Origin of the sequence: Streptomyces dysideae (assembly GCF_001514305.1) — a bacterium.
Lineage (GTDB): Bacteria > Actinomycetota > Actinomycetes > Streptomycetales > Streptomycetaceae > Streptomyces > Streptomyces dysideae.
The window spans coordinates 292,186-315,570 of the sequence record NZ_KQ949079.1 but is presented as its reverse complement, the minus strand read 5'-3'; the positions used below and the strand labels follow the sequence as shown (position 1 = coordinate 315,570).

Annotated in this window: 29 protein-coding genes and 1 pseudogene; 19 read left to right on the top strand and 11 right to left on the bottom strand. The window is 70.6% G+C overall.

The annotated features are described in order from the left end of the window. Positions 1 to 4: 4 nt before the first annotated feature. The 6 genes from AQJ91_RS11935 (at position 5) to AQJ91_RS11910 (ending at position 3,973) form a co-directional block, all read left to right on the top strand. Positions 5 to 637: a hypothetical protein gene (locus AQJ91_RS11935; protein WP_067019415.1), complete on the top strand. Its 633-nt coding sequence runs from the start codon at positions 5 to 7 to the stop codon at positions 635 to 637. After that, positions 630 to 1,727, top strand: a complete 1,098-nt coding sequence (locus AQJ91_RS11930; protein ID WP_067019412.1) for an SRPBCC family protein — start codon at positions 630 to 632, stop codon at positions 1,725 to 1,727. The genes AQJ91_RS11935 and AQJ91_RS11930 overlap by 8 nt, the downstream gene beginning before the upstream one ends. A gap of 75 nt (positions 1,728 to 1,802) precedes the next feature. After that, on the top strand, positions 1,803 to 2,423 hold the full coding sequence (gene gvpJ / locus AQJ91_RS11925) for a gas vesicle protein (RefSeq protein WP_199847908.1): 621 nt from the start codon (positions 1,803 to 1,805) through the stop codon (positions 2,421 to 2,423). Continuing rightward, on the top strand, positions 2,420 to 3,253 hold the full coding sequence (locus AQJ91_RS11920) for a GvpL/GvpF family gas vesicle protein (protein WP_067019409.1): 834 nt from the start codon (positions 2,420 to 2,422) through the stop codon (positions 3,251 to 3,253). Before gvpJ ends, AQJ91_RS11920 begins: the two co-directional genes overlap by 4 nt. After that, positions 3,250 to 3,585, top strand: coding sequence for a gas vesicle protein (locus AQJ91_RS11915; RefSeq protein ID WP_067019406.1), 336 nt, complete (start codon positions 3,250 to 3,252; stop codon positions 3,583 to 3,585). The genes AQJ91_RS11920 and AQJ91_RS11915 overlap by 4 nt, the downstream gene beginning before the upstream one ends. Beyond that, on the top strand, positions 3,569 to 3,973 hold the full coding sequence (locus AQJ91_RS11910; RefSeq protein ID WP_199847907.1) for a gas vesicle protein K: 405 nt from the start codon (positions 3,569 to 3,571) through the stop codon (positions 3,971 to 3,973). Before AQJ91_RS11915 ends, AQJ91_RS11910 begins: the two co-directional genes overlap by 17 nt. Positions 3,974 to 4,029: 56 nt before the next feature. Here the strand turns inward: AQJ91_RS11910 and AQJ91_RS57320 are convergent, their stop codons facing one another. After that, positions 4,030 to 4,161, bottom strand: a complete 132-nt coding sequence (locus tag AQJ91_RS57320) for a hypothetical protein (protein ID WP_267891180.1) — start codon at positions 4,159 to 4,161, stop codon at positions 4,030 to 4,032. Next, positions 4,161 to 4,937: an SDR family NAD(P)-dependent oxidoreductase gene (locus AQJ91_RS11905; RefSeq protein ID WP_067019400.1), complete on the bottom strand. Its 777-nt coding sequence runs from the start codon at positions 4,935 to 4,937 to the stop codon at positions 4,161 to 4,163. The genes AQJ91_RS57320 and AQJ91_RS11905 overlap by 1 nt, the downstream gene beginning before the upstream one ends. Before the next feature lie 178 nt (positions 4,938 to 5,115). On the opposite strand from AQJ91_RS11905, the gene AQJ91_RS11900 reads away from it, so the two are divergent. After that, entirely contained in the window at positions 5,116 to 5,544 is a 429-nt protein-coding gene (locus AQJ91_RS11900) for an ester cyclase (RefSeq protein WP_067019393.1), read from the top strand. A gap of 16 nt (positions 5,545 to 5,560) precedes the next feature. Here AQJ91_RS11900 and AQJ91_RS11895 read toward each other — a convergent pair whose 3' ends face one another. After that, a complete protein-coding gene (locus AQJ91_RS11895) occupies positions 5,561 to 5,896 on the bottom strand; it encodes a YnfA family protein (protein WP_067019390.1) in 336 nt (111 codons plus the stop codon). Positions 5,897 to 6,015: 119 nt separating this feature from the next. Here AQJ91_RS11895 and AQJ91_RS11890 point away from each other — a divergent pair, with 119 nt between their 5' ends. Then, positions 6,016 to 6,492, top strand: a complete 477-nt coding sequence (locus tag AQJ91_RS11890; protein WP_067019387.1) for a hypothetical protein — start codon at positions 6,016 to 6,018, stop codon at positions 6,490 to 6,492. Positions 6,493 to 6,552: 60 nt separating this feature from the next. Here the strand turns inward: AQJ91_RS11890 and AQJ91_RS11885 are convergent, their stop codons facing one another. Continuing rightward, entirely contained in the window at positions 6,553 to 7,386 is an 834-nt protein-coding gene (locus AQJ91_RS11885; RefSeq protein ID WP_067019384.1) for a helix-turn-helix domain-containing protein, read from the bottom strand. Here AQJ91_RS11885 and AQJ91_RS53480 point away from each other — a divergent pair. From AQJ91_RS53480 to AQJ91_RS11855, 7 genes and pseudogenes are all read left to right on the top strand, one after another. Continuing rightward, positions 7,385 to 7,597, top strand: coding sequence for a hypothetical protein (locus AQJ91_RS53480; protein ID WP_159054531.1), 213 nt, complete (start codon positions 7,385 to 7,387; stop codon positions 7,595 to 7,597). The genes AQJ91_RS11885 and AQJ91_RS53480 overlap by 2 nt on opposite strands. Continuing rightward, on the top strand, positions 7,554 to 8,168 hold the full coding sequence (locus AQJ91_RS11880) for a TIGR03086 family metal-binding protein (protein WP_067019381.1): 615 nt from the start codon (positions 7,554 to 7,556) through the stop codon (positions 8,166 to 8,168). Before AQJ91_RS53480 ends, AQJ91_RS11880 begins: the two co-directional genes overlap by 44 nt. 82 nt (positions 8,169 to 8,250) lie before the next feature. Then, on the top strand, positions 8,251 to 9,336 hold the full coding sequence (locus AQJ91_RS11875; protein ID WP_067019378.1) for an LLM class flavin-dependent oxidoreductase: 1,086 nt from the start codon (positions 8,251 to 8,253) through the stop codon (positions 9,334 to 9,336). Continuing rightward, positions 9,333 to 9,973, top strand: a pseudogene (locus AQJ91_RS11870) (CE1759 family FMN reductase). Before AQJ91_RS11875 ends, AQJ91_RS11870 begins: the two are co-directional and overlap by 4 nt. Before the next feature lie 118 nt (positions 9,974 to 10,091). Beyond that, positions 10,092 to 10,811 (top strand): response regulator transcription factor, encoded by a 720-nt coding sequence (locus AQJ91_RS11865; RefSeq protein WP_199847906.1) that lies wholly within the window; start codon positions 10,092 to 10,094, stop codon positions 10,809 to 10,811. Then, positions 10,812 to 12,254, top strand: coding sequence for a sensor histidine kinase (locus tag AQJ91_RS11860; RefSeq protein WP_067019374.1), 1,443 nt, complete (start codon positions 10,812 to 10,814; stop codon positions 12,252 to 12,254). A 27-nt stretch (positions 12,255 to 12,281) separates the two neighbouring features. Further along, positions 12,282 to 12,716, top strand: coding sequence for a hypothetical protein (locus AQJ91_RS11855; protein ID WP_067019371.1), 435 nt, complete (start codon positions 12,282 to 12,284; stop codon positions 12,714 to 12,716). On the opposite strand, the gene AQJ91_RS11850 is transcribed toward AQJ91_RS11855, so the two are convergent. Both AQJ91_RS11850 and AQJ91_RS11845 read right to left on the bottom strand, forming a co-directional pair. Then, positions 12,691 to 12,879, bottom strand: a complete 189-nt coding sequence (locus AQJ91_RS11850; protein ID WP_067019369.1) for a DUF397 domain-containing protein — start codon at positions 12,877 to 12,879, stop codon at positions 12,691 to 12,693. The two genes, AQJ91_RS11855 and AQJ91_RS11850, sit on opposite strands and share 26 nt — an antisense overlap. 10 nt (positions 12,880 to 12,889) lie before the next feature. Continuing rightward, on the bottom strand, positions 12,890 to 13,273 hold the full coding sequence (locus tag AQJ91_RS11845) for a DUF5753 domain-containing protein (protein ID WP_199847905.1): 384 nt from the start codon (positions 13,271 to 13,273) through the stop codon (positions 12,890 to 12,892). Positions 13,274 to 14,696: 1,423 nt separating this feature from the next. On the opposite strand from AQJ91_RS11845, the gene AQJ91_RS11840 reads away from it, so the two are divergent. Together AQJ91_RS11840 and AQJ91_RS11835 are read left to right on the top strand one after the other, a co-directional pair. Next, positions 14,697 to 14,912 (top strand): hypothetical protein, encoded by a 216-nt coding sequence (locus AQJ91_RS11840; protein ID WP_067019367.1) that lies wholly within the window; start codon positions 14,697 to 14,699, stop codon positions 14,910 to 14,912. Positions 14,913 to 15,010: 98 nt separating this feature from the next. Continuing rightward, complete coding sequence (locus tag AQJ91_RS11835) at positions 15,011 to 16,333, top strand: phytase (RefSeq protein ID WP_067019364.1); 1,323 nt, start codon at positions 15,011 to 15,013, stop codon at positions 16,331 to 16,333. Between the two features lie 95 nt (positions 16,334 to 16,428). Here AQJ91_RS11835 and AQJ91_RS11830 read toward each other — a convergent pair whose 3' ends face one another. From AQJ91_RS11830 to AQJ91_RS11820, 3 genes are all read right to left on the bottom strand, one after another. Next, a complete protein-coding gene (locus tag AQJ91_RS11830) occupies positions 16,429 to 17,061 on the bottom strand; it encodes a DUF305 domain-containing protein (protein ID WP_067019362.1) in 633 nt (210 codons plus the stop codon). Positions 17,062 to 17,177: 116 nt separating this feature from the next. After that, positions 17,178 to 17,606, bottom strand: coding sequence for a DUF6153 family protein (locus AQJ91_RS11825; RefSeq protein ID WP_324617990.1), 429 nt, complete (start codon positions 17,604 to 17,606; stop codon positions 17,178 to 17,180). 88 nt (positions 17,607 to 17,694) lie between these two features. Beyond that, complete coding sequence (locus AQJ91_RS11820; RefSeq protein ID WP_067019360.1) at positions 17,695 to 18,006, bottom strand: SCO0607 family lipoprotein; 312 nt, start codon at positions 18,004 to 18,006, stop codon at positions 17,695 to 17,697. A 175-nt stretch (positions 18,007 to 18,181) separates the two neighbouring features. Here AQJ91_RS11820 and AQJ91_RS11815 point away from each other — a divergent pair, with 175 nt between their 5' ends. Beyond that, complete coding sequence (locus AQJ91_RS11815; RefSeq protein WP_067019359.1) at positions 18,182 to 18,436, top strand: hypothetical protein; 255 nt, start codon at positions 18,182 to 18,184, stop codon at positions 18,434 to 18,436. 224 nt (positions 18,437 to 18,660) lie between these two features. Here AQJ91_RS11815 and AQJ91_RS11810 read toward each other — a convergent pair whose 3' ends face one another. Together AQJ91_RS11810 and AQJ91_RS11805 are read right to left on the bottom strand one after the other, a co-directional pair. Continuing rightward, positions 18,661 to 19,254: a hypothetical protein gene (locus AQJ91_RS11810; RefSeq protein ID WP_067019356.1), complete on the bottom strand. Its 594-nt coding sequence runs from the start codon at positions 19,252 to 19,254 to the stop codon at positions 18,661 to 18,663. Between the two features lie 249 nt (positions 19,255 to 19,503). After that, positions 19,504 to 22,713, bottom strand: coding sequence for an AfsR/SARP family transcriptional regulator (locus AQJ91_RS11805; RefSeq protein WP_267891179.1), 3,210 nt, complete (start codon positions 22,711 to 22,713; stop codon positions 19,504 to 19,506). A 249-nt stretch (positions 22,714 to 22,962) separates the two neighbouring features. Here AQJ91_RS11805 and AQJ91_RS11800 point away from each other — a divergent pair, with 249 nt between their 5' ends. Then, positions 22,963 to 23,307: a hypothetical protein gene (locus tag AQJ91_RS11800; RefSeq protein ID WP_067019354.1), complete on the top strand. Its 345-nt coding sequence runs from the start codon at positions 22,963 to 22,965 to the stop codon at positions 23,305 to 23,307. The last annotated feature ends 78 nt before the right edge of the window (positions 23,308 to 23,385 follow it).

Here is a 23,385-nt window from a genome sequence, read left to right as displayed (position 1 = left end):
GATCATGAACAACGCCAAGATCGGCGCGGCTGTCGTCGGTGGTTATGTGCTGGGCCGGACGAAGAAGGCCAAGCTCGCCTTCGGCCTCGGTGCGCTGCTGGCCGGATCACGGGTCAGGCCCGGGCAACTCGGCAAGGCGCTCGACACCCCCTTCCTCAGCGGCGTCCGACGGCAGGTGCGCACCGAGCTGACGGACGCGAGCAAGGCCGCGGCGAGCTCCGTGCTGACGGCGAAGGCCGACAGTCTCGCCGATGTCCTGCACGAACGCACCGCGGGACTGCAGGAGAAGGCACACGGGGAGGCCGAGCACGACCGGGCCGAAGAGGGCCGGGAGGAAGAGCCCCGGGCCGAAGAGCGCGAGGAGGACGAGCCCGCGGACGAAGAACGACAGGCCGCCGAAGAACGACAGACCGAGGAGCCTCGGAGCGAAGAGGAGCCTCAGAACGAAGAGGAGCCTCGGAGCGAAAAGCGTCCGAGCCAGGCACGGCGAGCCCCGGCGCGTCGGAGCGAGGGGCGCGAGAAGACGCAGCACCGCGGGTCGGCCCAGGAGGGCGAGCCGGGCAAGAGGAAGACAACCGCCGCACAGAGCCGCGCGAAGAGCGGTACCTCACGGTCGAGGAGGCAGGACGATGGCTGAGCGGAAGGCGGCGGAAGGCGGCTCGGCGGGTGCCGGGACGCTCACCAAGGGCCGCGAGCAGGCACAGCAGAACCTGGGCGGGAACCGGCTGAAGGAAGAACTGGAGCACTACATCGAGGCCCGACTGGAGCTGATGCTGGAGGGCGTGGGCCACCGGCTGGGCGCGGGAGCGCGCCGGCTGGGCGAAGCGCACCTGAGTCCCCTCGGGGCGGCCAAGGCCGTCGGCAAGGGCGGCAGGATGCTCCGCAAGCAGTTGCCGTCGGGCACGGCGATACTGACCTCGACCGCGTCCCACGCCAAGGACGCAGTGGTGGACAAGGCGAAGGACGTCGTCACCGGGAAGAAGCACGGGAAGGGCCCTGAGGGTGGCACCGGCCGGGGGCTCACCATCATCGAGGACGTCGACGTGGGCGTCCCGGTGCGCGAGGCGTACGACCAGTGGACGCAGTTCCAGGAGTTCGACCGGTTCGCCAAGGGCGTGGTCGACGTCGAGCAGGAGGACGACACCACCACCCAGTGGGAGGTGAAGGTCGCCAAGGCGAGCCGTCACTGGCGCGGCACCATCACGGAACAGGTGCCCGACGAGCGGATCGCCTGGACGTCCGAGGGGGACAAAGCCACCACCAGGGGCGTCGTCACCTTCCACCCACTCGGCGAGAACCTCACCAAGGTGCTCCTCGTCCTGGAGTACTTCCCCAAGGGCGTGATCGAGAAGACCGGGAGCCTGTGGCGGGCCCAGGGCCGCCGCGCACGGCTCGACCTCAAGCTCTACCGCACGTTCGTCATGATGCACGGCGAGGCCACCGGTGGCTGGCGCGGGGAGATCCGCGAGGGCGAGGTGGTCCGGACGCCGGAGGACGTCGAGGAGGCCGAGGGCCGCTCCGAGGAGGAGCCGGAGGAGGCCGAGGGCGAAGGCGAAGAGCCCGAGGGGCGCTACGAGGAGGAAGAGGAAGAAGAGGAAGAAGGGCCAGAGGAAGGACTCGACGAGGACGAGGACGAGGAGGACTACGCCTCCGGGAAAGACGACCGGGAGGAGGACGAGGACGAAGGACGAGAACCCGACGACCGTTACGACGACACCGAGGAATAGGCGCCCGAGAAGCGTCGGCGCCAGGGCTGGTCCCGCGCGCTGAGCTGCACGAGCCCGTCGGTCAGCGTGCCGCCGATGCCCGGTGCTCTGGGAAACGAGGTCGAGTGTGCCGTGACCCAGTCCGACTCCCCCGCCCCCACGCCGTCCCGGACCCTCTACCCGTACGGCGGTCAACAGGGGTCCAGCGCGAACCTTGCCGACATTCTTGAACGCGTGCTCGACAAGGGCATCGTCATCGTCGGTGACATCAAGATCAACCTGCTCGACATCGAGTTGCTCACCATCAAACTCCGTCTCCTGGTGGCTTCGGTCGACAAGGCGAAGGAGATCGGCATCGACTGGTGGGAGAACGATCCCGCCCTGTCCTCCCGCGCCGACGGCCGACACTCCCTCAAGGAGCAGAACGAGCGTCTGCGCGCCGAGGTGGAGGAGCTGCGCAGACGCGTCGCGGAGTCCCCTCCGGAACTGTCCGGGGACAGGTCGGGCGACCGCCGCCGATCTCATGACGCCGAGCGGGAGCCCCGCACGGAGCCACGAACAGAGGCACGCACGGAGCCACGAACAGAGGCACGCACGGAGCGGAGCACGGAGCGGCGTGCTGAGCGACGTGCCGAGCCGCACAGTGAGCCACGTGCGGAGCCACGGCGCAAGCGGCGCAAGACCGAGGACGACGAGGACCGGGGCCGAAGGCCGTGAACGGGCAAGTGAGCTACGCCTACGCCGTGGTCCGTTCGTCCCCCTCGCTGGAGCGGACCGCGCTCCCCGGTGTCCGTGGTGTGGCGGACTCCGCCGTCACGCTCGTCCACTCCGGCGCGCTGGCCGCCGCGGTCAGCGCGGTGCCCCGGGAGGAGTTCTCGGAGGCGGCACTGAAGGTACGGCTGGAGGACCTGGGGTGGCTGGAGACGACGGCCCGGGCGCACCACTTCGTCATCGAGACCCTGGCCGCGCACACCACGGTCCTCCCCCTGCGACTGGCCACCGTGTATCTCGACGAGGACCGGGTCGGGGAGATGCTCAGCGAGCGGGAGCAGGATTTCACCGCGATGCTGGACCGGCTCGCCGACCACGTGGAGTGGGGCGTGAAGGTCTACGCCGAGGCGCCGACCACGTCGGCGGCTCCTTCGGCTGCGGCCCTTTCGGCGGGCGAGGGCGGTCCCGCCGACGAGGAGAAGCCGGGACGCGCGTACCTGCGGCGCCGCAGGTACCAGCGCCAGGCGCGCGAGGACGCGTGGCGGCTCGCCGAGGAGGCCGTCCGGCGGACGGAGGCGCAGGCCCGCGGCCTGGCGGTGGAGCGTGCCCGCCACCGGCCGCAGCAGGGGGACCTGGCCGGGCAGGCGTCCGGCGAGAACGTCGCCAATGACGCCTATCTCGTTCCCCGCCGCCTGGCGGAGAAGTTCCGCAGCCGGATGCTGCATGCCGCCGACGGGCTCCAGGGGGTGCGTGTGGACGTCACCGGCCCGTGGGCCCCGTACTCCTTCGCCCTGCCCCCGGCACCCGACGCGCAGGAAGGAACCCGGTACCGATGAGCGAGTACGGCGCCTACGGCGAGCCCGACGAGTACCGGGCATACGGCGAGCCCGACGAGTACCGGGCATACGGCGAGCCCGACGACCGCCCGGTCAGCGGGCGGCAGGTGGCATTGATCGACCTGCTCGACAGGCTGCTCAGCGGCGGTGTGGTGCTCACCGGCGATCTCGTCCTGTCGATCTCCGACATCGACCTGGTGAGGATCTCGCTGCGCGCGGTGGTGATCTCCATCCGCGAGCAGCTGGACGAACAGTGGGAGACCTTCCTTCCGGATCGGGCTCCGGAGCGGGCTCTCACGGGACGGGGTGACTACGGTGACGAACCCGTCTGACCCTCCGTACGCCGACCGTCGGCGGGAGGTGGCCGAGGCCGCGACCCGCGCGTTCTCGTTGCTGCCCGCCCGGCCGGAGGAGGTCGCCCCGCCGCGCGCCGGCCGGGGCCGGGGCGCCGCGCGTCGGCTGCGGACCGATCCGGACACGGTGGAGCGGGACCTGGTCAAGCTTGTCCTCACCATCGTCGAGCTGCTGCGCCAGCTGATGGAGCGGCAGGCCCTGCACCGGGTCGACCAGGGCGATCTGACCGAGGCGCAGGAGGAACGGCTCGGCCTGACGCTGATGATCCTCCACGACCGGATGGCCGAGCTGTGCGACCGCTACGGCCTGACCATGGCTGACCTCAACCTCGACCTGGGACCGCTGGGGCCGCTGCTTCCGCCCTGAGGGCGTCCGGCGACTCGCGGGGAGCGTCGCCGAACTCGCCCGCTTCCTCGACGCGGCTACTTCGGCGCGTGTGTCACCGCGTAGATCATCACGAACGCGACGATGTGGATGCCGAAGAGGAAGTACGCCAGCCACCACCACATCTGGCGTTCGTTGTGCGATTCCTTGGCTTTGTCCTTGTCCGACATCAACTCTCCCTGTGGACCTTCGTGTTGGACGCCTGTGCGCGGGGGCGGACGACCAGGAGGTCGATGTTGACGTGGCTGGGGCGGGTGACCGTCCAGGTGATGGTGTCGGCGACGTCGTCGGCGGTGAGGGGGTCGGCGACGCCCTCGTAGACCTTCTCGGCCCTGTCCTTGTCGCCGGCGAAGCGGGTGAGGGCGAACTCGTCCGTCTTGACCATGCCGGGGGCGATCTCGATGACGCGGACGGGCCGGCCGACGATCTCCAGGCGGAGGGTCTCGGCGAGGACGTGGGCGCCGTGCTTGGCGGCGACGTAGCCGGCGCCGCCCTCGTACGTGCCGTGGCCCGCGGTCGAGGAGACGACCACGATCGTGCCGTCGCCGCTCGCCACCAGCTTGGGGAGGAGGGCCTGGGTGAGGTTGAGGGTGCCGATGACGTTCGTCTCGTACATCGTGCGCCAGTCGGCCGGGTCGCCGGTGGCCACCGGGTCGGCGCCGAGTGCGCCGCCCGCGTTGTTGATCAGGACGCCGATGCTCTGGAAGGCGGTGGCGAACTCGTCGACCGCGGCGCGGTCGGTGACGTCCAGGGCGTACGCGACCGCGGAGTGGCCGGCCGCGGTGATCTCCTCGGCGAGGGCCTCGATGCGGTCCTTGCGGCGGGCGGTCAGGACGACCCGGTAGCCCGCGGCGGCGAGCTGCCGTGCCGTGGCGGCGCCGATTCCGCTGCTCGCACCGGTGACGACGGCGATGCGGGAGGCGGCGGACGGGGCTGCGGTGGGCATGAGGCTGCTCCTCGGGCGTGGGCGGACGTGGCGTGGTGTGGGGTCGAAAGGTTGTCCGGCCAGAATAAGCGGCAGGAGAGGTGGAGTGTTTTGTGGGCTTGTTCTGCGGTCTGCCCTCTGTGGGGTCCGGTGGGAGAATGAGGTGGGTGATCCCCTGAACTCTGTGTGGAGGTGGATCATGGGACAGGCACGTGAGGTCATGGACCGGCTCACGGACGCGGTGACCGGGCATCCCGACATGAACGTCGTCGGCGAGCTGTACGCCGAGGACGCGGTCGCCCTCACCCCCGACGAGGGGGAGCTCCGCGGGCGCGACAAGATCGTGGACTACTGGCGCGGGATGACGGAGGCGGTTCCCGAGGCCACGTTCGAGACGGTGCACGCGTACGAGGTCGGCGACACGGCCATCGACGAGGGGTACTTCACCGGGCGGAACACCGGGCCGCTGCAGCTGCCGACCGGGGAGACCATCGCGGCGACGCAGAAGGAGATCCGGATCCGCGGGGTGGACATCGCCACCGTGAAGGACGGGCGGATCGTCGACTACCGGCTCTACTTCGACGAGATGGAGTTCCTGGAGCAGCTTGGCTTGCTGCCGCCGGCCTGAGAGGGCTCCCTCCAGGTCAGCCGCCTCGCGGCGCGTACATGATGACCGCCATGCCCGTGAGGCAGATCAGCGCGCCCGTGACGTCGTAGCGATCCGGGCGGTAGCCGTCCGCGATCATGCCCCAGGCCAGTGAGCCGGCGACGAAGACACCGCCGTACGCGGCGAGGATGCGGCCGAAGTTCGCGTCGGGCTGGAGCGTGGCGACGAAGCCGTACGCGCCGAGGGCCATGACGCCCGCGCCGATCCACTGCCATCCGCGGTGTTCGCGTACGCCCTGCCAGACCAGCCATGCGCCGCCGATCTCCAGGAGCGCGGCGGCGGCGAAGAGGGCTGCGGAGCGGAGGATGAGCATGCGGGCAGCTTCGCACGCGGGGTGCGGGCTGCTCGCGTCACCTGTTGGACGGCGCCTGCCGTCCGCTCCTCGTGGGATACATCCGTACTACGACCACGGTCGACTGAGGAGTGGGCGGTATGCGGGTTCTCGCGGTGTGTGTTGCGGCCATGGTGGCGGTCGGTGGTGTGGCTCCGGCCGCGCAGGGCACGGGCAGGGGCGGTGCGGGGGATCCGGAGGCCGATCTTGCCTATCACGGGTCCGCTTCCATGTCCTCGGGGCGGCTCGAGGTGAGGTTCACGCCGCGTAATCACGGGCCGTCGGCGGTGCCGGACGCGACGGTGCGGCTGCGCTGGTCGGAGCCGTTGGCGGACCGGCAGGTGCTGGCGGAGGGGTGTGCGCGGTCGGGGGCGCGGGTGGTGGTGTGCCGGGTGGGGGCGCTGGCCGCGGACGGGGTGGGGGAGCAGATCGGGTTGCGGGTACGGCTGCGGGGGGCGCCGTCGGAGGTGCGGCTGGAGCTCGACACGGCGTGGGGTGGCGGGGCGGTGGACCGGAATCGGGCGAATGACCGGCAGCGGGTGTTGGTGCTGGACACGGGGGACGCGTACTACTTCTGACCTGACCTGACCTGACCTGACCTGACCTGACCTGACCTGACCTGACCTTGGCGCCCGTGCCTACCGGCCGGCCCGGGTCTCCGCCGCGTACGCCGTCGGCGGTACCCCCACCGTCGCGGTGAAGTCCCTTACGAGGTGGGCCTGGTCGGCGTAGCCGAGGTCGGCGGCGAGGGTGGCCCAGTCGGTGTCGTGGTGGGTGCCGGCGTGTTCCAGGGCCTCGTGGATGCGGTAGCGGAGGATGACCCACTTGGGGCTGACGCCGACGTAGGACGCGAAGAGCCGTTGCAGTGCCCGTACCGACAGGCCCGCCGTGCGGGCGAAGTCGCCGACGCGGCGGACGGCGCGGTCGGTGCGGATGCGCTGGACGAGGTCCATGGCGAGGTCGGACTGCGGGTCGGGGGTGTGGGGGAGGGCGAGCAGGAAGGCGTCGAGGGCGGCCACGCGGTCCTGGTCGTCGGCGGGGCTCGCGACCGACCGGGCGATGTCGGGTGTGGCCTGCGGGAAGACCTCCTGGGCGGAGAGGGCCTGGCCGGTCCAGTGGGACGCCGGTGTCTCAGGGGTGTACGGCCGGAAGCCGCCGGGGCGGAACTTCGCCCCGCACACCCGGCCCCTTCCGGTCAGCTTCCTGGTGTAGAGGCCGAGCGCGACGCCGGTCACCTCGCCGTAGGGCGGGGCATCCTCCTCGTCGACCCCGTCCCACTGGAAGGTCAGGTTGACGGACGGGTGCGGGACGATGTGGGAGGCGTAGGGCTCGGGCAGGTCCCAGTCGATGAGCCAGTACCACTCGACGTACCGGCGCAGCGGCTCGGCGGGCTCGTGGCGGCGGAACCTCACGCGGGTCAGCAGCCCGGACGGGTCGACGATCCCGCGGGTGTCGCGGCGGGGTGCGGCCATGGGCGGATCGTACGTCGTCGAGGTCGTCGAGGTCGTCGAGGTCGTCGAGGTCGTCGAGGTCGTCGAGGTCGTCGAGGTCGTCGAGGTCGTCGAGAAAGGCGCGTCGCGTTTCTCCGGGAGTCGCGTTTCTTCAAGAGGGGCGGGGCGGGCGTCCGTACGGTCGGCTCATGGACACGAAGAGCGTGCGGGCGGACAGGTACGGCATCGGTGAGCTGCTGGGCATGGCGCGTGAGCGGGCCGTTCCGGTGCTGCGGGCGGTTCCCGACGAGGCGCTCGGCGCGGCCACACCCTGCGCCGACTACGACGTGAAGGCCCTGGTCAACCATCTGCTCCAGGTGGTCGTGGAGTTCCAGAAGCTGGCCGCCAAGGGGGAGTCGGACTTCGCGACGACGCCCGACCGGGTCGGTGCGGGGCCGGACTGGCGTGAGCGGTTCGCCGAGGAGACGGACCGGCTTGTGGCGGCCTGGTCGGCGCCCGGCGCGGAGGAGGGCACGGCGGGGGCGTGGCAGATGCCGGCGCGGCTCGTCGGTTCGATGGCGCTGCTCGATCTGACGGTGCATGTGTGGGACCTGGCGCGGGCCACGGGTCAGGAGTACCGGGAGGACGACGACGTGGCGGAGGTGGTCGTGGAGCAGCTGGCGGGCACGGTCGCCGAGCTGGCGCCGACGGCTCGGGCGACGGGCGTGTTCCGGGATCCGGTGCCGGTGGCGGAGGGCGCCTCGGCGTTCGAGCGGCTGCTCGGGCAGACCGGGCGGGACCCGCGGTGGGCGCCGTCGGCCTGAGGGAGACAGGGGGAATAGGGAGCGGAGGGCCGCCGTTCTCCGGGTATAGTTGAACGGTCAACAACCTGGAGGGTGAGCGACCATGCAGTTCGGGATCTTCAGCGTCGGTGATGTCACACCGGACCCGACCACGGGCCGTACGCCGACCGAGCGCGAGCGCATCAAGGCCATGGTCGCCATCGCGCTGAAGGCCGAGGAGGTCGGCCTCGACGTCTTCGCGACCGGCGAGCACCACAACCCGCCGTTCGTGCCGTCGTCGCCGACGACGATGCTCGGGTATGTCGCGGCGCGGACCGAGAGGCTGATCCTCTCGACCTCCACGACGCTGATCACCACCAACGACCCGGTGAAGATCGCGGAGGACTTCGCGATGCTGCAGCACCTGGCCGACGGCCGGGTGGACCTGATGATGGGGCGCGGCAACACGGGCCCCGTCTACCCCTGGTTCGGGCAGGACATCCGGCAGGGCATCAACCTCGCCGTCGAGAACTACGCCCTGCTGCATCGGCTGTGGCGTGAGGACGTCGTGAACTGGGAGGGGAAGTTCCGTACGCCGTTGCAGGGGTTCACGTCCACGCCGCGGCCGTTGGACGGGGTGCCGCCGTTCGTGTGGCACGGGTCGATCCGGTCGCCGGAGATCGCCGAGCAGGCCGCGTACTACGGGGACGGCTTCTTCCACAACAACATCTTCTGGCCCGCCGACCACACCAAGCGGATGGTCGAGCTGTACCGGGAGCGGTACGCGCACTACGGGCACGGCACGGCCGAGCAGGCGATCGTGGGGCTGGGCGGGCAGGTGTTCATGCGGCGCAACTCGCAGGATGCGGTGCGGGAGTTCCGGCCGTACTTCGATGTCGCGCCGGTGTACGGACACGGCCCGTCGCTGGAGGAGTTCACCGACCAGACTCCGCTGACGGTCGGCTCGCCGCAGCAGGTGATCGAGAAGACGCTGAGCTTCCGGGAGTACGCCGGTGACTACCAGCGCCAGCTGTTCCTGCTGGACCACGCCGGGCTGCCGCTGAAGACGGTGCTGGAGCAGCTCGACCTGCTGGGTGAGGAGGTCGTGCCGGTGCTGCGCAAGGAGTTCGCGAAGGGCCGTCCGGCGGATGTCCCCGAGGCCCCCAGCCACGCTTCTCTCAAGGCCGCCCAGGAGGTGACCGTCGCATGAAGCTCGTCGTCGTGTCCGCGGGGCTGAGTGTCCCGTCCTCCACCCGGTTGCTGGGTGACCGGCTGGCCGCGGCCGTCGCCGGCCAGGCCGAGGTGGAGGTGCAGGTGCAGGTCGTCGAGCTGCGCGACCTCGCCGTTGGGTCGTGCCGGAGGCGCGCCACGGATGCAGTGCGCACAACTTCACCAATGGCTTCCCGGGCCGGAATCTGGCCGCCGCGATCGACGCGGTGACGGGGGCGGACGGGCTGATCGTCGTCACGCCGGTCGTGCCGGAGGCGCGCATCGATGCAGCCTCCGCGTCGTGCAGCGGGCTGTTCAAGTCGTTCTTCGACGTGATCGATCCGGACGCGCTGGCCGGGATGCCGGTGCTGGTCGCGGCGACCGGTGGTACGGCGCGGCACTCGCTGGTGCTGGAGCATGCGCTGCGGCCGCTGTTCGCCTATCTGAGGGCGGTGGTCGTGCCGACCGGGGTGTACGCGGCCTCGGAGGACTGGGGCGCGGAGGGGCTGGACGGGCGGATCGAGCGGGCGGCGGGGGAACTGGCCGGGCTGATGGCCGGGCGGCCCCCGAAGCGGACGGCCGAGCCCGAGGTGGTGCCGTTCGCGGAGCAGCTCGCCGCGCTGCGACCGGCCGGGTGAGAGGGCGGTGGAGAGTTCCTCCCCGGTTGCCGCCCGCCGGGTGAGAGGCCAGTAAGAAGGGCACCCGGTGAGCTGCTCATCACGGCGTACGACACCGGCGGCTTGGCAGTATGGATCCGTGCCCCGAACCGTGCTGCTCGCCGAAGACGACCGCGCCATCCGTCACGCCCTGGAGCGCGCCCTGACCCTGGAGGGCTACCGGGTCACCGCGGTCGCCGACGGTGTCGAGGCGCTCGCGCAGGCGCACCGGACTCCGCCGGACGTGCTGGTGCTGGACGTGATGATGCCGGGCATCGACGGGCTGCAGGTCTGCCGGGTGCTGCGGGCGGAGGGGGACCGGACGCCGATCCTGATGTTGACGGCGCTCGTGGAGACCCAGGACCGGATCGCGGGCCTGGACGCGGGCGCCGACGACTATGTGGTGAAGCCGTTCGACGTGGAGGAGGTCTTCGCCCGGTTGCGGGCGCTGCTCCGCCGGACCAGTGAGGAGAACGGCACCGCGGTCCCCGTCAAGAACGTGGCCAAGCCGGAGCCCGACCGCTTCCTGGAAGCTGCCGGGCTGCGGATGGATCCACAGGCGCGGCGGGCCTGGCGCGGGCGGCGGGAGCTGGAGCTGACGCGGACCGAGTTCGAGCTGCTGGAGCTGCTGGTGCGCAACGCGGGGATCGTGCTCGACCACTCCACGATCTACGACCGTATCTGGGGCTACGACTTCGGCCCGGGCTCCAAGAATCTCGCCGTGTACGTCGGCTATCTGCGCCGCAAGATCGACGAGCCGGGCGCGCCGCAGCTGATCCAGACGGTGCGGGGCGTGGGTTACGTGCTGCGGGAGGACTGAGTGGGCCGGCTGCGGCGGCCCCGGCTGGTCTCCCTGCGGACCACCTTCGCGGTGTCCTTCGCCGCGGTGACGGCCGCGGTGACGCTGCTGGTGGGTGTGCTGTCGTACGGGGCGGCGGCGCGGCTGGTGCGGGTGGACCAGGAGACGGTGTTCGACGAGGCCGTACAGGATCTGCGGGCCGAGGTGCGGGACCAGGCGATGGCGCCGGAGGACTTCTCGTCCCAGGCGCCGGGGCACGATCTGGTACGCCCCGCCCGTACCGATGTGCAGGTGCTCGGGCCGGACGCCCGCATCGTCGACCCGGGGAGTCCCGGGCTGCCGGTCATGGCCGCCGACCGGCGGATCGCGGCCGACGGTACGGCCGGGCGGATGGTCGAGCACAAGGACGTGGACGTCGGCGACGACGTCTACCGCGTCGCGACGGTCGCCCTCGGCGGCGGGCGGGGCGCGGTGCAGGTGGCGCAGGAGTTCAGCGACACGGAGGATCTGCTGCGTGCGCTGCAACAGCGCACGCTGATCCTGATGGCCGCGGTCGTGGTCCTCGCCGGGCTGTTCGGCTGGTGGCTGGCCCGGCGTATCACCCGCCGGCTGGTCGTCCTCACCTCCGCCGCCGAGGACGTCGCCCGCACCCGTCGGCTCGGCATCCAGGTGCCGGTCGCCGGGTACGACGAGGTGGGCCGCCTGGGCCGCGCCTTCGACCGGATGCTGGGGCGGCTGGCCCAGTCGGAGGAGGACCAGCGGCGTCTGGTCCAGGACGCGGGGCACGAGCTGCGTACGCCGCTCACCTCCCTGCGTACGAACATCTCCCTGCTGCGCCGCATCGACGAGCTGCCGTCCGGCACCCGCGACGAGCTGGTCGCCGACCTGACCCAGGAGGCCCGCGAACTGACCGACCTCGTCAACGAGTTGGTCGACCTCGCGGCCGGCCAGTCCGACACCGAGGCGCCGCGGCGGGTGGACCTCGCCGACCTCGCCGAGGACGTCGCGGGGCTCGCCGGGCGGCGTACCGGGCGGCAGGTCGTGGTGCGGGCGAGCGGCGACACGACGACCGACGGGCGGCCCGGGATGCTCCAGCGGGCGGTGTCGAACCTCGTCGAGAACGCGGCCAAGTTCGACCGCGACGGCACGGCACCGATCGAGATCCGGGTCAGTGGGCCCGCGCGGCCGGGGACGGTACGGGTGGAGGTGCTGGACCGGGGGCCGGGTGTCGCGGACGACGATCTGGTCCGGGTCTTCGACCGGTTCTACCGGGCGGCGGACGCGCGGTCGTTGCCAGGGTCGGGGCTGGGGTTGTCGATCGTGCGGGAGGTGGCACTGGCGCACGGGGGAGCGCCGTTCGCGTCTCGGAGGGAGGGCGGGGGCTCGGTGATGGGATTCACGGTGGGCGGTGTTGAGCGGGGTGACCCCCTTGGCGGGCTGAGCACCGCGTCCGTGGACACTTGATCACACAACACGGGGGAAGGACCACACGTGATCACTCCATGGCGCAGTGCCCTGTCGTACGCGGCGATCGTCACGCTCGCCTCACTGGCGGTAGGGCAGGTGGTCAGCATCCTCTACTTCGCCCTGGACTTCGACGCCTGGGCCAAGGAGGCCTTCCGCTCCCCGGACCAGCTGGTCTTCCCGGCGGCCGCGATCGCCGTACTGACCGGGGTACGGATGCGGCTGCCGGCCCTGTCGCGGTGGCGCACGGCCGTGATCGACACCAGCCTGTACACGTTCGTCCTGCTCGTCGTGGAGATCACGCGGGCGGCGGTGGCCGGGGACGAGCAGCCGGTCGACTGGGGGTTCTTGATGCTGATCGTGGCGATGTACAACCTGCAACTCCCAGCTGCGCTGGGGTTGTCGGCGTGGCGGTATGAGCGGTTGGTGCCGGTGGTCAGTGTGCGCGCCCGAGGGTGGTGAGCAGGGCGTGGAGGGCGGTGAGGGTGGGGGTGAGGGTCGTGGTGGGGTGATCGCTTTCGCGGAGGTGGAGGGTGGTGGGGGTGGAGGCGGCTATTTCCAGGCAGTTCGTGTCCTCGTCGCCTGCTGAGAACGACGACTTCTGCCAGTGGAGGGTTGTGGACACGCGTGGCCTCTCAGAGTTCCTGGGCGATACGACGGACGAGGTCAAGTGAAGCATCCTGCGGGAGGGCAGTGCTGTCCACGCGTTCGAGTAGCGCTCGGTAGCGATTCAACTGGGCGGTGGCATCGATGAACTCGGCCCCGTGCTGGGTGTCGATCTGCACGGTGTCGAGTTGCGGGACGGTTCCGCCGAGGTACTGCATGGGGAGGCCCGACCCCGCGAATCCGTCGGCTGAGAACGGGATCACGCGAATCGTGACGTTCGGCCTCTCGGACACCTCGAGGAGATGCGCGAGCTGGGCGCGGGTGACTTTGGGGCCGCCGACGCGCATACGTAGCGCGGCCTCGTGGATGATCGCGTTGTACGGCTTCCCGGACTCGACCTCCGAACTCGTCACCAACGCCTGCGTACACGCGAAGGGCGACGGCGCGGCGCTGTGGCTGGCGGTGGAGGACGGACGCGTACGGGTCGTCGTGTACGACGGGGACGAAAACCCGCCGGTCATAAGGGGGATGACGCCTCAGCAGTGGGCGCAGGGCGGACGGGGCCTGCACCTGGTGGACGCCCTCACCGCCGGCAAACGGGGGGCACGGCCCGGCCGTACCGTACGACGGCCTGGCCCGCCCGGAGGGCAAGTCGGTGTGGTTCGACCTGGGCCTCGGCATCGGCCTCAACCTGCCCTGAACGTAGCGTGTCGGGTGAATGAGCAGATGGCGGGTCGAGCGAGGCACAGGGCGCGGGCGGTAGGCGTGTGCGGGCGTGGAATCCACTCAGCCCTCGGCCGACGCGACGCTCGGAACCGCGGCCGCGCCGACCTGTTCGGGCCAGGCCTGTGAGGGGCTCGACCCCAAGGTCACCGGGTGCAGCGCCGGAGCGGAAACCCTGGCACAGGAATGGGGGTCTTCGAAGTTGAGCGGTGCGCGGACGCCGGGCGCCGACTGGTAAGCCGCGAGGATGTGACAGTTTCCGCGGGAGTGTCACATCCCCGGCTTACGAGGGCCCTGGGGGCGGACGCCGACCAACAGGGGCGCACCGCTCAAGTTCGAAGACCCCCTTTGCGACGATAATTTTGGCTTCCGCCTCATATCCGCCGGTGACGTCGAGGTGAAGGTGTGGGACCCCGTTATCGTCCACGAAACCGATTGGCGAGGCAGGAGCCACGTCGACTGAGGCTTACTCTTGTCCGGCAGGAAGTACGGCGCACCCTTCACCTTGTACTTCGGAGGGTCATTCACCTCAGGACAAGCCCTGTTGGCTCGGGGTGTCTTCGCGGCGGGCTTTTCGCCGGTGAAAGTGAACTCGATTTCGCCGTTTGCGTCCACGACGGTTCCGTCATTCAGGACAATCTTTGCGTCATCGGCCGGTGCCGGTTCATCGTCCGGCGTGACGGCGCCTGCGCCGGTTGCTGTCAGCAACACGGCTGCAGTGGTCATGAAGGGAAGAACGGTACGCCGCGCCTCTGTGACGCTTCCCCGGGTGTCGTGTGCGCGTCTTTTCTATACGTTCGCCAGCGCTTGAGACGAGAGTTTGAGGAAAGCTCAGGAAAGCCTCAAAATTCCGCGAGGGCGGAGTCGCGGGCCAACTTCCCCTGGGTTTTGGGGAGTTGCGACGCGCATGGGTGGCGGGGGCAAGGCCGGGGGTGGCGTCTGTCCGGCATGCGTACATCCGGCCCTTGTTGTTACACCCCACCGCTGTGATGATCTTCACCTCGGGATGGTTGAAACTTAATAGACCTGCGCGAGTGATCACTGGCACAGTTCTCTCGCCCGGCTCGGGCAGGCCGGATTCGGCCACATGGGGAACCAGTCCCGGGGGGGCGTATGAGCAGGTCCGGCTTTCAGGTCGGCGACAAGGTGCTGCACTACCGCGAGGGCGACAACGTTGGCACCGTCATCGCTGTGCGGCGGACGTGGTGGTCGTTCTTCGGGCGGGTCTACTGGGTTCAGTGGCGGGAAGGCGTCCTGCCCGTGCCGATGCACACCGGTCTGCGGTCCGCCGCCAACGCCGGTCGGGCCGAGGGGTGGGAGGCGGCCTGACGAGATTGTGCTGCTGGACAGCTCACGGCCCACTGCGCGCAAACTTTCCCTCGCACCATCGGCATGTCCTTGACATCCTGGAGTAAGGAAGCGCGCCTGTGAGAACGACGAGCCGCACCGCCCGCAGAGCCGCGGCCCTCGCCGGCGGCACCGCACTCACCACCCTCCTTGCCACGATCCCCGCGGGGGCGGCCGGGCCGCACGGTCTGCCCGCGGTGACCGCGAACAGTGAGACCGCCGCGCTCTACGACGACGAGGCCGGCGGCAACTCCGACGCCGACGACCCGGCGATCTGGCGGAACGCCGCCGATCCCGGCCGCAGCCTCGTCGTGGCCACCGCGAAGGAGGGCGGCCTGCGGGTCTACGACCTCGACGCGCGGCTTGTGCAATCGCTGTCCGCTCCGGAGCCGCCGGGCGCGGACGACGCCCCTGGCCGCTACAACAACGTCGACCTCGTCTCCGGTCTGCGCACCTCCGCCGGCCGCGCCGACGTCGCGGTCGTCAGCGACCGGGGCAACGACCGGCTGCGGATCTACCGCATCGACCCGTCGCGGCCGGGCGGCCCCCTGAAGGACGTCACCGACCCCGGCGCCGCCCCGGTCTTCTCCGCCGACCAGGCCGAGATCAACGACCAGCGCACCGCGTACGGCCTCGCCACCTGGACCGACAAGGCCACCGGACGGACGTACGCCCTGGTCAGCCAGCGCGAGCGTACCCGCCTCGCGCTCCTCGAACTCGTCCCGGCCGCCAACGGCACCGTCGGCTACCGAAAGGTCCGCACCCTCGACCTCCCCTCCTCCTTCCGGCTGCCCGACGGCACGTCCTGGAGCCCCTGCGCCGAGCCCGACGAACTCCCGCAGGTCGAGGGCGTGGTCGTCGACCCCGCCACCGGCACGCTCTACGCCGGCCAGGAGGACGTCGGCATCTGGCGGCTGCGCGCCGACCTCACCGGCACCCCGGCCCTCGTGGACAAGGTGAAGGAGTACGGCGTCCCCGGCACCTACGACGAGGAGACCGAGGAGTGCGTGCCGGGCGCCGACCCCGGCTACGGCGGCAAGCATCTGACCGCCGACGTCGAGGGACTGACGCTCTATCAGGAGCGGGACGGCGACGGCTACTTGCTCGCCTCCAGCCAGGGTGACAACACCTTCGCCCTCTACGACCGCGAGGTGAGCGAGCGCAACGAGTACGAGGGCGGCTTCCGCGTCGCCGCCGCCTCGGCGACCCTCGACAGCGTGGAGGAGTGCGACGGCGCCGCCGTACTGAACGCCCCGCTGGGCACCCGCTACCCGCGCGGCCTCCTCGTCGTCCAGGACGGTCAGGAGACGCCCGGCGTCCCGGACGGCGAGGGCGGCACCCGCACGGCGACCGGGTTCAAGTTCGTCGACCTCGGCGCCGTGGTGGACGCGGCCGACATGTGACGTTCCGTACGGCCACCTACTGGCGGCAGGCCCCGGACCGTCCGGCGAAGTGCGAGGCGGCAGGCCCCGCACCTCGCCGGACGGCCCTTGCCGTGTCAGCTCTTGCCGAGCAGCTTGTTCATCTCCTCGATCTCGGTGGTCTGCGCGGTGATGATGTCGTCGGCGAGCTTCGTGGCGGGCCCGTACTGGCCCTTGTCCTTCTCGGTGGTCGCCATCTCCACGGCGCCCTCGTGATGCTCGACCATCATGGTCAGGAACACCGTGTCGAAGCCCTTGCCGGACGCCTTCATCAGCTCGTCCATGTCCTCGGTGTCCATCATCCCGGGCATGCCGGAGTGGCCGGAGTTTCCATGGTCCATGCCGGGCATGTCGGCGGGCACGTCCTCGCCCCACGCCTTCAGCCACCCGGACATCGTCTCGATCTCCGGGTCCTGGGCCTTCTCGATCCGCGCGGCGAGGTCCTTGACCTCGGCGGACGAGGCCTGAGTCGCGGCCATCTTCGACATCTGAACGGCCTGCTGGTGGTGCGGGATCATGCCCTGCGCGAAGGACACGTCCTGCTCGTTGTGCGCGTCGGCGGTGGCCTCGGCACTGGCGGACGCCGACGTGTCGGCGGCGGCGGTGCCGGAGCCGCCGTCGTCGCTGCCGCACGCGGTGAGGACGAGAGCGGCGGCGACGGCCGTGGCGCCGAGCGCGGCACGGCGCACGAGGGTACGGGCACTGGTCATGGTGGTGCTCCTGCGGTGTGTACGAAGGATGCGCCGCCGCAGCAGTTGGTGTGCTGAGCGGCGTGGGACATGACAGGGGCCGTTCCCGCTCCGGGGCGGGTCGGCGCGGTCTTGTCCTATATCCGCAGGAGTTGCAGTTCCGCCAGTGAGGACGGCGCGCGGCCGTCCTCGGGCGAGGTGGTGAGGGAGCGGTGCGAGGTGCCCGCGGGCACGGCGGCGCCGACGGGGTCGGGCAGCGGTGCCGCGAGGGCCGGGCCGCCACCGACGGCGGCGGAGGCGCAGGCCGGGTCGGCGTGCTGGGCGTGTCCGCCGTCGCCGCTGTCGCCGTCACAGACGAACTCGTCGTCCAGGGCGGTCAACTGGGTGTGCGCCATGGCGGCGGCATGCGGGTGATGGCCGCCGCCGGAGTGGGCGGGCGTCCCGCCCGGTGCGAGGCCGTGCATCCCCAGCAGCCCGATCAGCAGCCCGACCAGCACACACGTCCGCGCCCACCCCTGGGGCGGGCGCACACGGCGGAACTGTGCACGGGCTGTCACGAACGCCATGCTACGGAAGCCGTCGCGTCCGCGCTGCCCGAGTGGGGCAGTTCACACCAGGTGCAGTTCACACCAGGTGCCCCACCTCTCCCACCCGTCACTCGCCTTCGGCCACCTCGATGATCTTGCCGTTCTTGTCGATGGTGTGGGTGCTCCAGTAGGTGTCCCACTTGTCGCCGACCTGCTCGGGGACCTTGCCCTCCGGGTAGCGGACGTATCCCTCCGGCGGCTCCTCGCCGTTGCTCACGCACGCGCTTCCGGTGCTGCCCACGGTCATCACCGGGTACTCGCCGCCCCCGCAGCTGGCCTCCTTGATGGAGCAGCCGGTGAGCACGGCGGCGACGGCGGCACCGGCGAGGGCGAGGCCCAGCACGGACGACGGACGGTGAACTCGGTTGGTGATACGCATGGTTGTCTCCCCCACGGGTGGCTGATGCGACCAGCCTGCGGGAGCCGGGGAAAAGCGGCATGAGTACCGGTACTCAGAAGCGATGCGCGCAGTTACCGGGGTGGGCACGCGAGACCGCCGTCGATACAGTGGCGCCCCCATGTCACCCACGTCACCCATCTCATCCACGCCACCGGTGTCCGGCAAGCCGCGCCTTCGGCGCCTCGCGTTCTCGCTCACCGTCTGGTGGCTGCTGCTCGCCCTCGTCCTCTGGCTCCTGGGCAAGGCACTCGACCAGCCCGCCTCGCTCGCGCAGTGCGCCGCCTCGTCCGCCTTCTTCGTCGCTCTCGGGGAGGCCGGCGACTGGCTGCGGCGGCGGCGCCGGCGAGCCGGCCGGGGCGCGGGTCGGCGCCGGGCGTCCGGTACGGAGACGCCGACCGCGCGTCCTTGACCGCTCCCGCCACTGTGACCTGCTGCATCGGCAGGACCGCACAACCCCCGGGAAAGATCAGCCGTCTTCCCTATGGGCGCCGGAAGAGCGCCTCGCTCATCCGTTCTGCGCGAAGGAACGGAGGATGGAGGCACGGAGGATGGCTTCACGTCACCACGGGCCGGACGGCTGCCCGGCGTCCTTCCACAGGTGTGGAAAGGCTCCCGTCGGGGAGCGCGTACAGATCAGGTACGAGGTGGTCGAACCGCTGCTGCTCCGGGCCGGCCTGCTGTCCCAGCTCCTGTGGATCGGGAGTGCGGGTGATCCGCGGGAGCGGGAGGCGTAGCGACGAGCGACGGGAGCCGGTCGGCAGGGCTCAGCTCGTCGCTCCAGCGGACGGCGAGCAGATAGGTGTGGCCGGTCTCCAGACGGGGCGCGCTCGCGGTCGTACTCTCGACGCGGGTGCCGCTCTCCCGGTACACCTGCCAGCCGGGGGCCGTCATGTCGAAGCCCTTGCCCAGGGAACGTCTGGGCCGCGCGGCGGACCACAGGAGGCTGTCGGTACGGAACGTCACCGTGCGGTCGGTCTCGTACCGGAACTGGCCCTGCGTGAACTCACGCCGGTTGGTCTCCCGCTCCTGTACCGGGGAGGCGACGACGACATGGTCGGCGTACCTGATCCATTCCTCCGCGGTCTGGGAGGGGTAGCCGTCGGCGGCGATCCCACAGCCGACCACCGTGTCCAGACCGCTGTGGCCGACGAGGACGCTCGCGGCGATTCCGGCGATGGGCAGACAGACAATGACAGGCCGGCTCGTTACGCGGCCGCCGTAGTGCATCCGTCGCACGGCGAAGTGCTCCCCCTGTAAGCGACGGTGTCCCCCGGTCGCTGTCCCGCTCGCGCCGCCTCCCGCGGCTGCGCCGGCTCCTCGCGCTCGCCACGGACAACTGGCCCGCCCGGGGCTATCTGGCGGTCTTCGCCGTCTCCGTCCCGGTCGCGTTCCTCTTCCCGGACAGCGTCGCCGTGCTGCTCGGCCTGCTCGCCCGGAGGCTGACAGACCGGGAACCGCATCCGGCGGCCTGAGGCGTCACCAGTCCAGGTCCCTGTACGTCTCCGCCGGCACGCCCACGTCCGAGAAGATGGCCAACGCCTGCTGACGTACGGACTCGGCGGCAGCGGAGTCGGTTTTCCGGTGGGCGCGGGCGAGTGCCGTGAGGGTGCGGGCCTCGCCGAGTCGGTGGCCGGTCTGACGGTGAATCGACAGGGCCTGGTCGCCGAGGGCGACGGCTGTGGCGTACGCCGACTCGGCCTCCGCCAAGCCGCACAGGACCGTCAGCGCCTGCCCCTCCACCACCCGGAAGCCGTACTCACGGGCCAGGCTCAGCGCCTGCTCGGCATGGCTGCGGGCCTCGTCGTGGTGGCCCCGTTGCTTGTGCGTGAGGGAGAGCCCCAGGATGCAGTCCGCCTCAGTGCGTCTGTATCTCGCCTCGCGGGCCAGGGCGAGAGCCTGCCTGCCGGCCCGAACGGATCGGTCGAAATGTGCCAGTTCTCGGTGGGCGGCGGCGACCGTGTTGAGGATGCTGGCCTGAATCCAGCGCCGTCCTCTGCCTTTGACCATGGCAAAGGCGCGCTCGGCCTGTTCCAGCGCCTCGTCGTGGCGGCCGAGCTCGATATTGATCTTCGCGACGGCGTCGAGCATCATGGCGCGGTCGTTGCGGTATCCGCCCCTCCCGCCAGCGGTCACCTCGGGACCGAGGACGTCGAGGCCGTCAGCCAGACGGCCGAGTTCCCAGTACACCCAGCCCAGATTCTGCAGAGCCAGGCTGTCGTCGTTCCAGCCGATCTCTTCATTCCGGCTGATGGCCAGTTCGAGGTGATCGGCAGCCTCGCGCAGCCGACCGAGATCCCGGCAGGTGACACCCAGGACGACCAACCCCAACGCTTCAAGGTGAAGATTTCCGGCGTCACGGGTGATCCGCAAGCCGGTGGTGACTTGCTCGCGCGCGCTGTCGAGGCGCGCCATGCTCCATTCCGCCTGGCCCATGCCGCCGAGAGCCGCTGCCTTGCCCGTCGCCCAACCGAGCTCCCGGCTGATTTCCAGTACGCGTGTGTGATGATCCATCGCCTGACTGGCGTGCCCCCGGTCCCACTTGAGCAGTCCGAGGCTGCTGTGCATGGCTGCCTGGCCGAACAGGTCGCTTTCGGCTGTGGCCGCGTCCAGCGCCGTCTGTGCGGTGGCCTGCCACGTCGCCCGCGGCAGATGGAGCCAGAAGTAACCGAACAGCGCGTTGGTCAGGTGCCAGGCGACGGGGCGGGGACCATGGCGGCCGGCATGGTTGATAACGGCGAGCAGATTCGCCTGCTCCGCTTCCAGCCACTGGGTGGCTCCGGCAGCGGACGGAACGCCTGGCTGATCGCCTGGGGCGAGGTCGCGAGGCAGCTCCGGGAAGAGCCAGGTCCCCCCGGCGGTGCGAGCGGCGCTCAGGTACCAGATCAGGACGCGTTTCAACGCGGCGTCACAAGCCGCCGTCGTTTCCTCCGCCTGCGCACGCTCCTGCGCGTACTCGCGAAGGAGATCGTGGAACCGGTATCGGCCCACCGCCACCGGTTCGATCAGGTGGGCAGCAGCCAACGCACCGAGCAGGCGTCGGGCCTGCTGGACCGGCGCGTCCAAGAGGGCCGCCGCGACCTCGGCGGTGAACTCCGGCCCGGGAAACAGGCCGAGCAACCGGAACAGCCGACGCGCTGCGGGCGCCAGCACCCGGTACGACACGGAAAAGGCCGCCCGCAAAGGGGAGTTCTCGTCGCCGTCCGGCTCCAGCGCCTCCAGCCGGTTGCCCTCGGACACCTCAGCGACCAGGTCGGCCAGGCGCAGCCCCGGATCGCCCGCCAGCCTGGCGGCGGCGACGCGCAGCGCCAGCGGAAGGCCGCCGCACAGCCGGATCAGCTCGTCCGCGGCGAGTGGTTCGGCGGACAGCCTGTCGGCGCCGAGCGCCTCGGTGAGCAGCGCACGGGCCTCGGCCGGCAGGAGGAGGTCCAGCGGCAGGGCGTGTGCCCCGTCGCGGGCGACGAGGTCGCCGAGCCGGTTGCGGCTGGTGACGACGACACAGCAGGACGGGCTGCCCGGGAGCAGCGGGCGGACCTGCTCCGCCGAAGCCGCGTTGTCCAGCAGGACCAGCAGGCGCCGATCAGCCAGCAGGGTCCGGTACACCCGGCCTTGAGCCTCGTCGTTCGTGGGGATCTCAGACGCCGCGAGCCCCAGGCTCCGCAGCAGTAGCTCAAGGGCTTCGCCGGCCTTGAGCGGCTGCCGATCGTGGTCGAATCCGTGCAGGTTCACATACAGCTGGCCGTCCGGGAAGCGATCACGCACCTGGTGTGCCCAGTGCACCGCCAGAGCGGTCTTGCCGATGCCGGCGGCGCCACCGATGGCGGAGATGACCACGGTGCTCGACGGCCCCCGGTGCCGCTCGGGCGGAAGCAACGCGTGCAGTCTGGCGAGTTCGTCGGTGCGGCCGGCGAATCCTGCGGCACCGTGGGGCAGCTCGGCCGGCGCGGGAGGAGCGTTCTCGCGGGGCCGCACTTGCGTCGGGGAGGCAGGAGCCGCCGGACGGAGGACCTGGCCGTCGTCCTGACGCAACACCGCTTCGTACACCCGGCGGAGCTCGTCACCCGGATCCACTCCGAGCTCGTCACGCAGGCGTACGCGTATGTCCTCATACGCGTTGAGTGCTTCCGCCTGACGCTCGCAGCCGTACAGGGCCCGCATGCGCAAGGCCAGCAGCGACTCGTCGTAGCGGTCAGCCACCGAAGACGCCGACGGGCCGGCGAGGTCGTCGAGGGCGTCGCCGAACCGGCGCAGCAGAACGAGGCACTTGAGCCGCTCCAGCCGCAGGGTCCGCCGGCGCTCCCACAACCGGCGTCGCTCGTCCTGCGCGAACGGGCCCGGCAGGTTGGCCAGGGGCTCTCCCCGGAACAGTTCGATCGCGGCGGAGAACCGGTCCGTCGCGGTGGCCAGGTCGCCGGACGCCATGGAGCGCATCGCCTCATCGCCCCGCTCGGCCAGGTCGGCCGTATCGAGCCGGACCCGGTCGACGACGAAGCGATACCAGCCCTTGCCGCTGCGGATCACCGACGCCGCGGGCTGGGTGCCTGCCGTGTCGAGTGCCCTGCGCAGCGAGTTGACATGGGTCGGCAGCACTTTGCGGCCGCCGGCGGGTGGTTCCAACCCCCATACGGAGTCGAGCAGTTGCTCATGGCTCACGACCATCCCTCGGCGGAGCAGCAACGCGGCCAGCACGGCCTGTCGCTTGCCGGGCCCCAGATCCAGTGGTGTTCCTGGTGTTCCTGGTGTTCCTGGTGTTCCTGGTGTTCCGCCCAGCCATGCCCGTAACGGTCCGAGCACCTCGATCCGAAGCAGCTCAGGAGATCCGTCGTCCACCCGAAGCCTCCGCTTCCACACATCATCGGAATTTCATCAGCATTGCAGCACCCCCGGCCATGGTGACGGACACGACATCGCACAACGCGCACAACTGAAGGGGGTCCCGTGACCGAAGTGGAGTTGGTGGCCGTCGCGTTGGCCACCGGGGCGGCGGCCGGACTCACGGACTCCGCGAACGGAGCCGTCCACGACCGCTACACCGGGCTCAAGTTGGCGGTCCGCCGACGATTGCGCGGAGCCGGCGCCAGGAGCCTGGCCGGCGGCTACGGCGTACGGATACTGCACGCGTACGAGACGGACCCCGATATGTGGCGAAGCCGGCTGCTCCAGGTCCTGACAGGCTCCGGGGTGGAGACGGACGAGGAGATCCTCGCGGCGGCCCGCGCCGTTCTCCGCGCCGAGCGCCGGACGGGGTACGTCACCGCGAGGACCATGCACCTGCCCCGATGAAGAAAGACCATCCGGGCAGGCGAGCGCGCTGGGGGTGCTCGCAGGATCTCCCTGGGTCAGGGGCGGGCTCGTTACCGT